Source organism: Micromonospora sp. NBC_00617 (assembly GCF_045161355.1).
In the GTDB taxonomy this organism is placed as follows: Bacteria; Actinomycetota; Actinomycetes; order Mycobacteriales; family Micromonosporaceae; genus Micromonospora.
In genome coordinates, this window is sequence record NZ_CP107751.1 from 2,015,064 (window position 1) to 2,029,104 (window position 14,041).

At 72.4% G+C, this 14,041-nt stretch carries 14 protein-coding genes; 11 read left to right on the top strand and 3 right to left on the bottom strand.

Translation table 11 applies throughout. The annotated features are described in order from the left end of the window. Positions 1-331: 331 nt before the first annotated feature. Positions 332-565, bottom strand: coding sequence for a hypothetical protein (locus tag OG505_RS09055; protein ID WP_405432484.1), 234 nt, complete (start codon positions 563-565; stop codon positions 332-334). Positions 566-726: 161 nt separating this feature from the next. After that, positions 727-2,094, bottom strand: coding sequence for a hypothetical protein (locus tag OG505_RS09060; RefSeq protein WP_405432485.1), 1,368 nt, complete (start codon positions 2,092-2,094; stop codon positions 727-729). A 335-nt stretch (positions 2,095-2,429) separates the two neighbouring features. Between OG505_RS09060 and OG505_RS09065 the strand changes: the two genes are divergently transcribed. Then, positions 2,430-3,569, top strand: coding sequence for a helix-turn-helix domain-containing protein (locus OG505_RS09065; RefSeq protein ID WP_405432486.1), 1,140 nt, complete (start codon positions 2,430-2,432; stop codon positions 3,567-3,569). Positions 3,570-3,769: 200 nt separating this feature from the next. Continuing rightward, positions 3,770-5,164 (top strand): class I adenylate-forming enzyme family protein, encoded by a 1,395-nt coding sequence (locus OG505_RS09070; protein ID WP_405432487.1) that lies wholly within the window; start codon positions 3,770-3,772, stop codon positions 5,162-5,164. On the opposite strand, the gene OG505_RS09075 is transcribed toward OG505_RS09070, so the two are convergent. Beyond that, entirely contained in the window at positions 5,059-5,835 is a 777-nt protein-coding gene (locus tag OG505_RS09075) for a 4'-phosphopantetheinyl transferase family protein (protein ID WP_405432489.1), read from the bottom strand. The two genes, OG505_RS09070 and OG505_RS09075, sit on opposite strands and share 106 nt — an antisense overlap. 15 nt (positions 5,836-5,850) lie before the next feature. Between OG505_RS09075 and OG505_RS09080 the strand changes: the two genes are divergently transcribed. The 9 genes from OG505_RS09080 to OG505_RS09120 all read left to right on the top strand — a co-directional run bounded on the left by OG505_RS09080 (position 5,851) and on the right by OG505_RS09120 (position 14,041). Further along, a complete protein-coding gene (locus OG505_RS09080) occupies positions 5,851-6,117 on the top strand; it encodes an acyl carrier protein (RefSeq protein WP_405432490.1) in 267 nt (88 codons plus the stop codon). Continuing rightward, positions 6,117-6,362: an acyl carrier protein gene (locus OG505_RS09085; RefSeq protein ID WP_405432491.1), complete on the top strand. Its 246-nt coding sequence runs from the start codon at positions 6,117-6,119 to the stop codon at positions 6,360-6,362. Before OG505_RS09080 ends, OG505_RS09085 begins: the two co-directional genes overlap by 1 nt. After that, complete coding sequence (locus OG505_RS09090) at positions 6,355-7,467, top strand: beta-ketoacyl-[acyl-carrier-protein] synthase family protein (RefSeq protein ID WP_405432493.1); 1,113 nt, start codon at positions 6,355-6,357, stop codon at positions 7,465-7,467. Before OG505_RS09085 ends, OG505_RS09090 begins: the two co-directional genes overlap by 8 nt. Positions 7,468-7,565: 98 nt before the next feature. Next, a complete protein-coding gene (locus OG505_RS09095; RefSeq protein WP_405432495.1) occupies positions 7,566-8,060 on the top strand; it encodes a beta-ketoacyl synthase chain length factor in 495 nt (164 codons plus the stop codon). After that, positions 8,057-9,673, top strand: a complete 1,617-nt coding sequence (locus tag OG505_RS09100; protein ID WP_405432496.1) for a class I adenylate-forming enzyme family protein — start codon at positions 8,057-8,059, stop codon at positions 9,671-9,673. Before OG505_RS09095 ends, OG505_RS09100 begins: the two co-directional genes overlap by 4 nt. Continuing rightward, positions 9,670-10,908, top strand: a complete 1,239-nt coding sequence (locus OG505_RS09105) for a beta-ketoacyl-[acyl-carrier-protein] synthase family protein (RefSeq protein WP_405432498.1) — start codon at positions 9,670-9,672, stop codon at positions 10,906-10,908. The genes OG505_RS09100 and OG505_RS09105 overlap by 4 nt, the downstream gene beginning before the upstream one ends. Before the next feature lie 70 nt (positions 10,909-10,978). Next, a complete protein-coding gene (gene hppD, locus OG505_RS09110) occupies positions 10,979-12,058 on the top strand; it encodes a 4-hydroxyphenylpyruvate dioxygenase (protein WP_405432500.1) in 1,080 nt (359 codons plus the stop codon). Continuing rightward, positions 12,055-12,984 carry a phytanoyl-CoA dioxygenase family protein gene (locus OG505_RS09115; RefSeq protein ID WP_405432502.1) on the top strand — a complete coding sequence of 310 codons (930 nt, stop codon included), beginning with the start codon at positions 12,055-12,057 and terminating at the stop codon, positions 12,982-12,984. The genes hppD and OG505_RS09115 overlap by 4 nt, the downstream gene beginning before the upstream one ends. Before the next feature lie 85 nt (positions 12,985-13,069). After that, positions 13,070-14,041: a thiamine pyrophosphate-dependent dehydrogenase E1 component subunit alpha gene (locus tag OG505_RS09120; RefSeq protein WP_405432504.1), complete on the top strand. Its 972-nt coding sequence runs from the start codon at positions 13,070-13,072 to the stop codon at positions 14,039-14,041.

The following is a 14,041-nucleotide window of genomic DNA, read 5'->3' on the forward strand; positions in this document are numbered from 1 at the left end:
TCCAGGTCGCCCTTCTGCGTCAGCTGCGAATAGTGGCCTCGGTGGGCATGTTGCTGGTGAGCCGTATACCAAGGAGTCATATTTATACCTGTGAGGTATACCGCTTACCGGAGTGGCATCGCCCGGACGGGTGTTACGCGCGCACCAGCCAGCCTGCGTTGCCACGGCGGTCGTTTGCTTCAACGCAACGGCGTTGAAGAATCCCTGCTACGGCCTTCTCCGAGCTGCTCTTCATCAACTGACCACCACAGGGCCGACGACACTGCCCCCACACGCCAGGTGGACCTCCTATCCGAACCTAAATGTCGGAGCTTCACCAAGAGGCCCGCTGTTAGGAGCGCCCCGCGAAGCGGCCGACGTTCAGCGGCCCGCGACCCGAGCAATCAGTTACTCGAGGAACCTGGGCGAGGTGAAGCGCGAGCGCTTCTCTTAATTCGCCGACGTTCATCTTCTCGAATTTTGAGATATGGGTTGCGTCACGAGGGTTGAAATCTTCGGCCAGCTTCAGTGATTTGCCCAAGGTGACAGCGCACTCATCAGAGTCCCAGCCTACCCAATCAATCATTTGCCAATATTGGACCTACCGCCTCTTCGGCGCAACACCGTCGGATGATGGAGTGCCCCACGGGGCAACGAGCGTTCGCATGTTTGCTACGTCTTATGAGATTTCGAGGTACGCTAACTCGCCGGCGTGTGACGCGCGACCCTGCCCCTCGGAGTCACCATTCAGGAGGCGATGAGGTCCCGGGCGTCCTGACAGAACCGGCGGACGGTCGGAGTGCGCCGGTACGGGGTCAGCGCTCCCACCAGGTTGCGCACGTGCTTGATGCACCTGGTGGAGGTGACCTGCCCGGTCAGGGTCTGCACGGCTTGGTCGCCGAGGGCGAGCGCCTTGTCCAGTTCGGGGTGTTCCTGCTGGACGTACGTCGTCGCGAGCAACGCGTTGCGCAGTGCGCCTTCGCGGGTGTACTCGTTGCTCTGTAGCCGCAGGGCTGCCCGCAGGTGGTCACGAGCGCGCGGCCAGTCTTCCAGCTTGACGAAGCAGTAGCCGGCCTGGGCGTGAGCCTGCGCCTCGTTGATCCAGTAGGACCAGTCCGGGTCGCCATGCTCCGGCCGGCTGTCGGTGAACCTGTCGAATGCGGTGTCGAGCGCACGACGGGTGTCGGTTACCGAACGGTTGTTGGCATACGCCTCGGCTGCCCGCAGATCGAGGATCGTCCCCACCTTGGGGCTCGTAGCCGGGTAGCTGGCTCGCGCGGTCTCGGCGAGGGTCACGGCCTGGCGGAGCTGACCGAGATCTTTGGCCTGGCAGGACATGAAGCCGAGGATGTTCGCGCCGAGTCCGCGATCACCTGCCGCGTTGGCCTGATAGAGGCCGGCGATCCAGAAACGTTGCGCCTGGGTGTGGTGGCCGTCGTCGAAGGAGAGCCAACCGGCGAGGCGCAGCAGCTCACCGGCGGTGCCGTGCAGCCGCCGGCCGACCGCGTCGGTATAGCTGCGTTCGCGCAGCACCTCGACCACCGTGCTCAGGTGCTTGCGGACCAGGCCGAGGGTCTGACCGCTGCCAAGGTGGTCGTCCATGCGTCGCAGGCTGGCGGTGACCGCGTCCAGGTGGTTCACGACGTCGCCGGACACGGGCCGGCCGGCGGCCGATGCGATGTCCTGGGGTGGTTGGGCGATCAGCCACTCATGCGCTGGTGAGGTCAGTGCGGAACCGAGCAGAGTGAGGAACATCCGTCGGTGCGTCATCCCCTCAGGTTCGTTCACCACCTCGCCCGCCCGCAAGGCCCCGTTCGCGGACCAGGGCAGGTCAAGCCCGGCCGAGGCGGGAGCGGCCTCGAACCCGTCGCTCGGCCAACCCAGCTCATCGAGACCAACCGTCCGCCGCAACCGCTCGGACAGCAGAGCCCTGGTCAACGACGGCCACGGTGCCCGGGGGACATCGCCCCTCTTCCACTTGTACGGCGTCTTGAGGTGCAGCCGCTCCGGCCGCCCGTGTCGCTCGGCGCACTCGTTGAGACGTCGAGCGAATTGCTCCGGCTGCCAGCCCGCCTCGGCCAACAACCGCGTCAACGCCTCTCCGCTGAGTGCCACCCTCCAGCCTCCTCATCTGTAGCGACCGCCACACGAACAGTAGCGATTCGGTCGGACATCGGGTGGCTGCGGCACTCGTGGGCACTGATAGGCACCGAGCGCACCTGACGTGGCGGCTTCGTGGACGGGGTCCACTGGACACGTCAAGACGAGCGGGTCGAGTCACGATGAAGAGCTTGAAAGGTGAAGGTGCGCGTGGTTTCCGGAGTTGTGGCGATGGTGTTCGGCGGCCGGGTGCCAGGGTTTCTGCTCGGGCTCCTGGCGTTCCGAGTGAAGGCGAGGTGGTGCCCCCACTGTGGGCAGCCCACCCAGCCACTGTCCCAGGGGCGCGACCGGTGACCCGGCCCGTCGTGGAGCGTGACGAGCCGGTCGGACGGCGGGTGGCCCGGTGGCGGGTGCGTCGGCGGCTGACCCAGCAGATGCTCGCCGACCGGCTCGGCAAGTCGAAGAGCTGGGTCGACAAGGTCGAGCGTGGCGTGCGTGCCCTGGACCGCTACTCCGTCGTCCAGGAGATCGCCGAGGTGCTGCGCATCGACCCGGCCGTCCTGCTCGATAGCCGCAAGCCTTCGGTGCTGGCGGTCGGCCTCGACGGCGTCGACGCGGTCCGCACGGCCCTGGCCCACTACCACCAACGCCCGACCCGCACCGTGGCGGTGCACGAGATCGAGCGGCACGTCGCGTACGCCTGGCTCACCTACGAGCACGCCCACTACGCGCAGCTTCTGCGGGCGCTGCCCGCCCTGCTCGACGCCGCCCATGCCACACCGGGCCTGCTGGTGCCGGCGTACCGGATCACCGCCTCGGTGCTCGTCAAGCTCGGTGAGCCGGACCTTGCGTGGCTCGCCGCGGACCGGGGGATCACCGCCGCCACCGGCGATCCCATCGGCACGGGCGCGGCCACCATCGCCGTCGCGCAGGCGCTGCGCGCCCTGGGCCGTGACCGCCTCGCCCGCACCGCCGCCGTCGCGGCCGCGGGCACCGCCGCCGATGATGGGGTACGCGGAACACTGCTGCTTCAGGCCGCGATGGCCGCTGCCGCGTGTGGCGAGCGCCACCGCGTCGACGACCTGATCGACCACGCCGCCGCACTGGCCGACCGTCGTGCCGGCACCGACCACGCGCAGCACACCGCTTTCGGCCCGGTCGTCGTGCTGCTGGCCCGCTTCCTCACCGCCCTGCACCTCGGCGACGCCGACCGGGCCCTGTGCCACCACGAGCGGGCCGTCCGCCGCGACGGCTGGTCTGGGCTCCCCGCCGAACACCGCGCCGCGCACCTCGTCGACGCCGCCCGCGCCTACCTGCAGACCGGCCACATCGCCGCCGCCGGTCGTGCGCTGGTCGACGCCGACACCATCGCGCCCGCCGAAGTCCGCTGTCGCCCTGCCGCCCGTACCCTCATCGCCGAGATCGCCCCCCACGGCCCGGCAGCCGCCGGCGTGGCCCGACTGGCCACCCTCGTCGGGCTGATCCGGTGACCCTTCATCCCCTTCGGTGACCGCGCTGGCCGGTGGTCGGCGGCGGTATGTGGCAATCGGTCCGGGTGCTTGTTTTGATCTAGCCATTTGCATCTAGCGATGTTCCGCGCGGCTGTCGTAGGGTTCCGTCAGCACCCCGAAAGTTGTTCACAAACGGCTGCTATGCCCTAATTTGTGCTGCGGTTTGAACGGCGAGGGCGATGGATCAATCGACAGGAAACCTTACGGCTGAAGACCCCGGATGGGTGGACGACGTCCTGTTCTCCGGCCATCCGACCGATGTTTGTCTCCGTCTGCCGGAACCGATCGACCGGGTCACCCTGCACCGGCTGGTGACCGCCGCGCAGGACCGGCTCATCGCTGCCGGCCTGCGCCCCGGCGGCGCCGCCGCGCTACGACTGCCGCCGTCACTGGCGTACGTGGTGAACCTGCTGGCCACCTGGCGCACCGGCGCGCAGGCGATCCTGCTCGACCACCGGCTGACCGACCACGAGGTGGATCGGGCGCTGACCCGGCTCACCCCGCAGGTGGTGATCGCGCCGCTGCGGACCTCCGGTGGCGCGCTGAAGGTCTTCGTCGACGTCACCGAGAGCGTCACCCGCTTCGCCGACCGCCCGGCGGTCAGCGGGCACGCCGTCATCCAGCTCAGCTCCGGCTCCACCGGCCCGTCCAAGGTGATCGGCCGTACCGCCGCCGACCTGGTCGCCGAGGTGGACCGCTACACGCGCATCGACGGGGTGCCACTGCCCGGCGAGCGCATCATCCTGCTGCCCTCCATGGTGCACGTGCTCGGCCTCGTCGGCGGCCTGCTCTACGGCCTGCACGCCGGCGTCGAGCTGGTGCCGCCGCAGCGGCTCAGCGGCGACGCCGTGCTGGCCGCGATCGCCGTCGACCCGACGCCGGCCACCGTGCTGGGGGTGCCGTTCCACATCGGTCTGCTCGCCTCCACCCGGCCGTCCGGGCCCCTGCCGCAGTTACGGCGGATGACCACCGGCGGCGAACTGGTGCCGGCCGCCGTGGCCCAGGCGTTCACCGACCGGTACGGGGTGCCGCTGGGCAACATGTACGGGATGACCGAGGTCGGCGTGATCGGCACCGACCTGCACGGGGCGCACCGGCCGTCGATCGCCCCGGCCCCCGGCATCGAGGTCCGCGAGTCCGACGGCGAGCTGTGGGTGTCCTGCCCGGCCTCGCCGTACGTCGGGCTGAGCGACCCGACCCGCTGGGCCGACGGCTGGCTGCACACCCGCGACGCCGGCACCGTCGACAGCGGTTCCGGCCTGGTCACCCTGCGCGGCCGGCTCGACTCGCAGGTCTCGGTGGGCGGGATGAAGGTCGACCTCACCGAGGTCGAGGCCACCGTCGCCGAGCTGCCCGGCGTGGCCGCCGCCGTGGTGGTGTGGGACGACGGCATCACCGCGTACGTCCAGCCGAACGGCCCGCTGTCGGAGGAGATGCTGGACAAGCTGCTCGCCGAGCGGTTGGCCGGCTACAAGCGACCCCGGGTGCTGCGCCTGCTCGACGCGTTGCCCCGCACCACCACCGGCAAGCTGGTCCGCTCGACCGGCGCGCTGCGCTCGGCGGCGACGCCGTGACCGGCCCGCTGCACCACCTCGACGCCGCCCTCGTGACCGGCCCGCTGCACCACCTTGACGACGACCTCGACGCCCGCCTCGGCGCGTACCGCGACGGCCAGGACGAGACCGTCACCCAGCTCCGGATTACCGACCCGCAGGGGCTCGCCGCCGGGCACCGGGCGCAGCGGCAGCCCGGGCCCGTCCGGCGGGGGCATCTCCCGGAGCAGTCCGCCGACACGCAGCCCCCGGCCGAGCGCCTTGCCGACCGCCTCCTTGGCGGTCCACAGCCGCAGGAAGTCCGCCGCCCGGGCGGCCTCGGGTCGACCGGCCAACCAGGCCAGCTCGGCCGGCGAGAACCAGCGGCGGGCCAGCGCGAGCGCGGGCAGCGGACGGACCCGCTCCACGTCCACGCCGACCGGGCCGGCCGCACGGGCGGCGACCACCACGACCTGACCGGCGCGGCTGACGCTGACCGGAAGCTCGACGGGCCCGGAGTCCACCGGCCCGGCGACCCGTACGACCGGGTTGCCGGCAGGGCCGTGTGCCAGCACCACCTCCGCCTCGGCGCGACCGAGCAGCGCCGCGCCCGCCCGCCGCAGCAACCGCACGGCGGGGCCCGGCCGACCGCCGGTGTCCCGACCGACCCACACGTACGCGGTGTCCCGATCGGACACCGTCAGTTGGTCCACGCAGAGAGGATATCCATGAGAGCCGAGGTCCGTGCCTTCGTCGTCGAACAGCTCGCCGACATGAACTACGACGTCGAGGGGCTCGACGACGACACCACGCTCGGCCCGTCCGGCGTCGACCTGGAATCGCTGGCCCTTGCAGACCTGTCCGTCCGCGTCGAGGACCGCTACGGCGTGACGTTCGCCGACGACGAGTCGGAGAAGCTGGCCCTGATGACGGTCGGCGAGTTCACCACCGTGGTCGCCGACCGCGTCGCCGAGGCGACGAGCGACAACGCCTGATGCCCGGTCAGCCCGACCTGGGGCGAGCTGACCTGCTGACCATGCTCGCCGAACTCACCGCGAAACCCGCCGCCGAGGTCCCGGACCGGATCGGCTCGATGGAACTCGCCTGGCTCGTGCACCTCATCGAGCAGCGCTACGAGCGTCGGCTCGACCTCACCGACGACGACCTGGCCGGCATTCGTACCGTCGACGACGCCCTGGTGGTCTTCCGGGCGTCGCTGGCCGCTACCGCAGATGGCTGAGCCACCCGTCGCCCAGCTCACCGGTGTGCACGCGGTCAGCGCCCTCGGTCGGGGCGCCGAGGCGCAGCTCGCCGGCGTTCTGGCCGGTGAGCCGGCGTTCGGCCCGGTACGCCGCTTCGACACCACCGCCCGGCGGGTCGCCGTGGCCGCCACCCTGCCCGACGTGGGCACCCTCGCCGACGAGCTGGCCGCCGCGATCGATGCGGCCTGCGCGGCGGCCGGGCTGACCGACGTACGGCGGGCGGGGTGCGCGTTGCTGCTCGCCGTGCACGGCGGCCCGGCGTCGGGCGCGGGACCCACCCCGGCGGCGCTCGCCGGCCAGCTCGCGCTGCGCGCCGGACTGTCCGGTCCGACCCGCGTCTACACCAGCGCCTGCGTGTCGGCGAGCACGGCGGTGGCCGACGCCGCCTCCCTCATCGCCCGGGGCGACCTGGACCGGGCGGTGGTGGCCGCCGGCTACCTCGTCGAACCGGACCAGTTCGCGCTCTTCGACGCCGGCAGGGCTCTCGCCGACGACGGGGCGGTACGCCCGTTCAGCGCCGGCCGACGGGGGTTGCTGCTCGGCGACGGGGTGGCCGCGGTGGTGCTCGAGTCCAGCGCGGCGGCCCGTCGACGAGACGGTGAGCCGGTGGCCACCGTGGCCGGTTGGGGGCGGGCCGGGGACGCGTTCCACCCCTGCCAGCCGGACCCGTCCGGCACCGGGCTGGCGCACGCGGTGCGCGCCGCGCTGCGCCGGGCCGGGCTGTCACCGCGGGCCGTCGGCTACGTCAACGCCAACGCCACCGGCACCGCACAGAGCGACGCCGCCGAGGCGGCAGCGCTGCGCCAAGCCCTCGACGGGTACGTCGGGCAGGTGCCGGTCAGCTCCACCAAGGCGCTGCACGGGCACGCGTTGGAGGCGTCCGGGCTGCTCGAACTGGTGGTCACCGCGCTGGCGCTGCGCCACGGCGCACTGCCCGTCAACGCCGGCTGGCGGGGCCCGGACGAGGCGTGCCCGCTGGATGTCATCACGGACCGTCCACGCCGGACGACCGCGACCCACGCCCTGACCCTCAACGCCGCCTTCGGGGGCGCCAACACCGCCCTCCTGGTCGGCACCCCGTGACCACCCCGACCTCCCCGCGATCTTGCACATCCTGTCCCGACAAATCCGATGAAGCACGCGAAACGACGACAGAAACCGCAAGATCGCGGCAGGCGGGGGTGGCGGAGCTTGCGCGGGCTCGCTGGCCCGAGGACGGCGACGGGGAGGTGCCGGGCGTGCCGGGGTTCGTGTTCTCGGGGTTCGCTCCGGTGGTGGTGGCCGTTGCCGAGCGGTGTCTGCGGCGGCGGCACGGGACCGCGCCGGTGCCCGCCGGGACGCGGACGGCGATCGTGCTGGTCACCGCCAGCGGGGACCGGGCCAGCGCCGAGCACGTGCGGGCCACCGTCGAGGCCGGCGGACGGGTCGGTCCGCTGTTCTTCTACCAGTCCGTGCCCAACAGCGTCGCCGGGCACCTCGCGGCCCGCTGGGGGCTGCGCGGCCCGGTGGTCTGCCTCAGCCCGACCGGCGACCCGTACGCCGACGGCACAGCCGAGGCGACCCTGCTGCGCGACGACGGCGACGCCGACGAGGTGCTGCTGGTCCTGATCGAACAGGCGCCCGACACGTCCACCGAGGCGGTCGCGGTGCTGCTGGGGGGAGAAGCACGACCATGAGGACACCACGACTGCGCGGCGCGTTGGCCGCCGACACCGAGCTGGGCGCGGGCAACATGCTGGCCCGGGTGCTGGCGCACGGCGCCGACCCGGACGGGCCCGGCCTGACCTTCGACACCGCCGTCGACGGACACCCGGCCGAGGCGCCGCTCACGCTGGGCCAGCTCGACGAGCGGGTCGCCGCCCGCGCCGCCTGGCTGCGCGAGCGCGGGGTACGCCCCCGCGACCCGGTCGCCGTCTGGGCCACCGCTGCCGCCGACATGGTGCTCAGCTTCCTGGCGCTGGCCCGGCTCGGGGCGATCCCGGCGCTGATGAACGGCAAGCTCCGTCCCGAGATCGCCGCCGAGTACATTCGCCGGCTCCGCGGCGTCGGTGTGCTCGCCGACGCCGCGCACACCGCGCTGCTGGCCGGGTACGACCTGGGCGTACCGCTGCTGGGCACGCCTGCGCAGGCCGGCACGGGCGATCCGGCCGCCGCCCCGGCGCACTACCGGCACCACGCCGACGACCCGATCGTGATCACCCACACCTCGGGGACGACCGGGGTGCCCAAGGCGGTGCTGCACTCACACGCCAGCCTCTTCGCCGCCACCCGGCACCTGCTCACCATGCCGCAGGCACAGGGCACCCGGCGGATCCTCAACGCGCTGCCCGCACCGCACACCGCCACCGTGCTGATGGTCAACCAGGCGCTGGGCAACCGCGCGGAGATTTTTCTGCTGTCCGAGCAGGGCGGCGAGCGGGTGCTCGACGCCATCCAGCGCTGGCGTCCCGACGGGGTGTTCGGTTTCTCGGTCACCTGGGCCGAGCTGGCCCGCTTCGACCTGTCCGGGTACGACCTGGACTCGGTGCGGCTGTGGTTCAACACCGGCGACTGCTCGCACGAGCCGCACATCCGCCGGCTGGTCGCGACCGGCTGGCGGGACACCGTCACCCGCGACGGCGTGGCCCGGGTGCCCGGCTCGGTCTTCATCGACGGGCTGGGCTCCAGCGAGATGGGGCACTCCATGTTCCACATCACCCACCGCGCCGACACCGACCGGTACGGCCGCTGCATCGGCCGCCCGTACCAGTTCGCCCGGGTCGCGGTGCTCGACGCCGACGGCGAGCCGGTGCCGGTCGGCGAGGTGGGTTTCCTGGGCGTCGACTCGCCGTCGCTGTTCCGGGGCTACTGGAACGACTCGGTCACCACCCACCGGTTCCGCCAGCGCGGCTGGTACCTCACCGGCGACCTGGTCCGGGCCGACGCCGACGGCCGCTACTACCACCTGGACCGGGCGGTCGACTCGGTCGACGCCGGAGACGGCCGGCGGTTCTTCACCGCCCTGTCCGAGGAGAAGATCCTCGCCACCTGCCCGGACGTCATCGACTGTACGGTGGTGATCGGCGCGGAGGCCGGTGGTGTGGTCACCGACGTGCTGCTGGAGTTGGCGGCCGGCGCCGACGAGGCGGAGGACCGCACCGAACGGGTCCGCGCCGCGCTCGGTGCGGACGTCGGCGCCACGCTGCGCCGGGTGGTGCCGGTGCGCTCGGACGACATCCCGGTCACCGTGACCGGCAAGGTCCGCAAGGTGGCCCTGCGCGAGCGCTACCTGACCGAGGCGTCATCGTGAGCGCCCTGATCACCGGGATGGGTCTGTTCACCCCGGTCGGGCGGGGCGTCGAGGAGACCTTCGACGCGCTGACCACCGGTCGTTCCGGGCTGACCCGGCCGCCCGACGGTCATCCGGCGCGCGAGTCGCTGGACGTCGCCGGCCTGCTGCCGGACATCGACCCGCGCAGCGTCGTGTCCGGGCCGGAGAGCCGCGTGCTGGACCGGATCGTGGTGCTCGCGCTGCTCGCCGCCGCCGACGCGCTCGCCGACGCCGGCATCGAGGTGGGCCGCGACGTCGACGAGTCCCGGATCGGCGTGATCGTCGGCGGGGTCGGCGGGATGGCCACCCTGGAGACCCAGGTGCTCGCCCGCGCCGCCCGGGGCCGCGCGGCGGTCAGCCCGTACCTGCTCACCGGCATCCTGCCGAACATGCCGGCGGCGCGGATCGCCATCGCGCACGGCATCCGGGGCTACACCTCGTCGGTCGGCACGGCCTGCGCGTCCGGCGCCCAGGCCATCGCCGACGCGGTCCGCTTGATCCGGGCGGGGGAGGCCGACGTGGTGCTCTGCGGGGCCAGTGAGGCGCCGCTGTTTCCCACCTTCGCCGACACCTTCGGCAACGCGCGGGCGCTGGCCCGCGGCGGGGACGACCCGTCCCGGGCGAGCCGGCCGTTCGACACGTCCCGCTCCGGGTTCGTGCTGGCCGAGGGCGCGGCGCTGCTGGTGGTCGAACGTGCCGAGCACGCCGCCGCACGCGGTGTCACCGGGTACGCCGAGGTGGCCGGCTACGGCGCGACCACCGACGCGTACCACCCGACCGCCCCGCGCCCCGACGGCGCCGGCGCGGCCGCGTGCATCCGCGGCGCGCTGCGCAGCTCGGGCGTGCCGGCGGCCGTGGTCGGCTACGTCAACGCGCACGGCACCGGCACGAAACTCGGCGACATCGCCGAGACCACCGCCCTCGCGGACGTCTTCGGCGACGGCGGCGTGCCGGTCAGCTCCACCAAGGCGCTCACCGGCCACCTGCTCGGCGCCTCCGGGGTGCTGGAGGCCGCGGCGACCGCGTTGGCGCTCGGTCGGGGGCTGCTGCCACCGACGTACCACCTCGACGACCCGGACCCGGCCTGCCCGGCGGACCACATCCGTGGCACGCCCCGCAAGGCCGACCCGGAGTACGCGCTGACCAACTCGTTCGGGTTCGGCGGCCACAACGTGAGCCTGCTGCTCGCGCGGGTCGCCGAGCCGAGGAGGTGAGCGACGCGGCATCCCGGACGGGGGGCGTCCGGACGGCAACGCGGGGGAAGCATGGGGAAGGGCACTGAACATGGACATCCGTGGGATCGACCACATCGAACTCTACGTAGGTGACGCCCGACAGGCGGCCTTCTACTTCAGCACCGCCGTCGGTTTCCAGATCTGCGGCCAGGGTGGCCCGGAGACCGGGCTGGCCGGGCAGCGCTCACTGCTGCTCTGCCACGGCGACATCCGCCTGCTGCTCACCTCCGGGCTGAGCGCCGAGCATCCGGCGGCCCGGTACGTGCAGCGCCACGGCGACGGCATCGCGGTCGTCGCGGTCGAGGTCGGCGATGTCGCCGAGGCGTACGCCGAGCTGGTGGGCCGGGGCGCGACCGGCGGGACGCCACCGACCACGCTGACCGGCGCGGACGCCGAGGTGGTGACCGCCGAGGTGGACGGCTTCGCCGACGTGCGGCACCGCCTGGTGCAGCGCCGGGGGAGCCGCGCCGACTTCCTGCCCGGGGTGATCACACCGACGCCGTTCACGACGGACGAGGGGAAGCCGGTGCTCGCCGAGGTCGACCACCTGGCGGTCTGCGTGCCGCCCGGCCAGCTCGACGAGACGGTCCGGCACTTCGAGGGGCTGTTCGACTTCGCGCAGATCTTCGAGGAGCACATCGAGGTCGACGGGCAGGCGATGAACTCCAAGGTGGTGCAGAGCCGGTCCGGGCAGGTCACCGTGGTGCTGCTGGAGCCGGACCGGACCCGCCGGCCGGGGCAGATCGACGCGTTCCTCGACCAGCACGCCGGTGGGGGAGTGCAGCACCTGGGGTTGCGTACCGACGACATCGTGGCCGCCGTCGAGTCGCTGGGCCGGCGCGGGGTCCGCTTCGCCGGCACCCCCGCCAGCTACTACGACGCCCTGGAGGCGCGGGTCGGCCGGGTGGATGCCCCGCTGGAACGACTGCGCGAGCTGGGAGTGCTGGTCGACTCCGATCACGGCGGGCAGCTGTTGCAGATCTTCGCCGAGTCGATGCACGTGCGCCGCACGCTGTTCCTGGAGCTGATCGAGCGGCGGGGCGCGAGCGGCTTCGGCAGCGGCAACATCAAGGCGCTGTACGAGGCCAAGGAGCGGGAACTGGCTGCGGCCACGGCGGTGGGCGCATGACCGCGACCGGTTACGAGTCGACGTTGACCACGACCGAGCAGGCGCTGCTGCCGTCCGACGACGACGTGCGGCACTACGCCGAGCACGGCTGGTACCTGTCGAAGAAGCTGTTCACCGACGATGAGGTGGACGCGCTCGCCGCCGCCGCGCAGCGCTACTACGACGGCGAACGCGACCGCCGGCTGCCGGTGCGCCCACCGAAGCTCGCCTACTGGGAGCCCGCCAGGGGGCCGGTGCAGCGGCACAACGACTACGTCCACCACGAGCACGACGGGCTGGGCGCGATCCTGCGCAAGCCGCTGATCGGCGCGGTCGCCGCCCGGCTCGCCGAGGCCGACGAGATCCGCGTCTTCCAGTCCACGCTGATCTACAAGCCGCCGATCTCCGGCGAGCCGAGCAACATCGTGCCGTGGCACTTCGACAAGCACTACTGGGCGTCGTCGTCGTCGGAGAAGATGCTCACCGCGTTCATCCCGTTTCACGACTGCGGCCAGGAGATGGGCACCATCACCATGGTCGACGGTTCGCACCGGTGGTCCGAGATCGGCGCCGACGACACCGTCGTGCGGCACTTCGCCGACCGGGACCGCAGCCAGCTGGAGGAGATGCTGGCCGAGAACGCCGCGTACAACGGCGCCGAGATCCGCAAGATCCCGATGGTGATCCCCAAGGGACATGTCAGCTTTCACCACTGCCGCACCTACCACGGCAGTGGCCCCAACGTCAGCGGCCGCCCTCGACAGGCGATCTCGCTGCACCTGCAGGACGGCGACAACGCCTGGCGGGAGTATCCACTCTCGGACGGTTCGCTCGCCGCGTACAACCACGACGTGCTGGTCCGCCGCACCCACGACGGGCGGCCGGACTACGCGGACCCCGACTACTGCCCGGTCATCTGGCGCCACCGCGCGCAGCAGGGAGACTGACCATGTCACGGTACGACCGGGGTAGGACGCAGCCGGGCATCACCCGGCTCTGGGACGACATCCTCGCGGCGATCAAGGCGCCGGCGTGACCGACGCCGACCCGGTCCGGCTCTACCGCACGGTCCGGCTGATCCGCCGGTTCGAACAGCGGGCGGTGGAGCTGGTCCACGGCGGGCAGATCGTCGGCGGCATCCACCCGTACCTCGGTCAGGAGGGGATCGCCGCCGGCGTCTGCGCCGCGCTCGGGGCCGACGACGTGCTCGCCGGCACCCACCGTGGGCACGGGCACGTGCTGGCCCGCGGCGCCGACCCGGCCCGGATGCTCGCCGAGCTGTGCGGCCGGCTGACCGGCCTCAACGCCGGGCGGGGCGGTTCGATGCACGCCGCCGACCTGAGCATCGGCGTGCTCGGCGCGAACGCCATCGTCGGCGCCTCCGGGGCGATCATCACGGGCGCGGTGTGGGCCCGGCGACGGCAGGGCCACGACACCGTCGGGGTGAGCTTCTTCGGCGACGGCGCGGTCAACGAGGGGATGCTGCTGGAGGCGTTCAACCTCGCCGCGCTGTGGCGGGTGCCGGTGTTGTTCGTCTGCGAGAACAACGGCTACGCCACCACCATGCCGGTCGCCGGCGCGGTGGCCGGCAGCATCGCCGGCCGCGCCGCCGCGTTCGGCATCCGCGCCGTCGAGGTCGACGGCCAGGACCCGGAGGCGGTACGCGACGCGGCGGCCGCCGCCGTCGACCGGATGCGCGCCGGCGGCGGCCCCGAGCTGATCGAGGCCCGAACCTACCGCTTCGACGCCCACCACACCTTCGAACACGCGGTACGCCTCGACTACCGTCCGCCCGACGAGGTGAACCGGGGCCGGGCCCGCGATCCGGTGCGCCTCCAGGGCGAACGGCTCTGCGACGCCGACCGCGCCACCGTGGACGCCGAGGTGGAGGCGACCCTCGACGCGGCGGTGCGCTTCGCCCTGGACAGCCCGCACCCCGACCCGGCCGACGCGCTTACCTACCTGTACGCCAGCGGCCTGACCGCCCGCACCGGAGGTGGCTGA

Bases quoted from the DNA above. Each gene is read 5' to 3' on its own strand.
- OG505_RS09080 (WP_405432490.1), top strand. From the start codon at position 5,851: ATGAGAGCCGAGGTCCGTGCCTTCGTCGTCGAACAGCTCGCCGACATG.
- hppD (WP_405432500.1), top strand. From the start codon at position 10,979: ATGGACATCCGTGGGATCGACCACATCGAACTCTACGTAGGTGACGCC.
- OG505_RS09055 (WP_405432484.1), bottom strand. From the start codon at position 565: ATGATTGATTGGGTAGGCTGGGACTCTGATGAGTGCGCTGTCACCTTG.
- OG505_RS09070 (WP_405432487.1), top strand. From the start codon at position 3,770: ATGGATCAATCGACAGGAAACCTTACGGCTGAAGACCCCGGATGGGTG.
- OG505_RS09090 (WP_405432493.1), top strand. From the start codon at position 6,355: ATGGCTGAGCCACCCGTCGCCCAGCTCACCGGTGTGCACGCGGTCAGC.
- OG505_RS09100 (WP_405432496.1), top strand. From the start codon at position 8,057: ATGAGGACACCACGACTGCGCGGCGCGTTGGCCGCCGACACCGAGCTG.
- OG505_RS09085 (WP_405432491.1), top strand. From the start codon at position 6,117: ATGCCCGGTCAGCCCGACCTGGGGCGAGCTGACCTGCTGACCATGCTC.
- OG505_RS09115 (WP_405432502.1), top strand. From the start codon at position 12,055: ATGACCGCGACCGGTTACGAGTCGACGTTGACCACGACCGAGCAGGCG.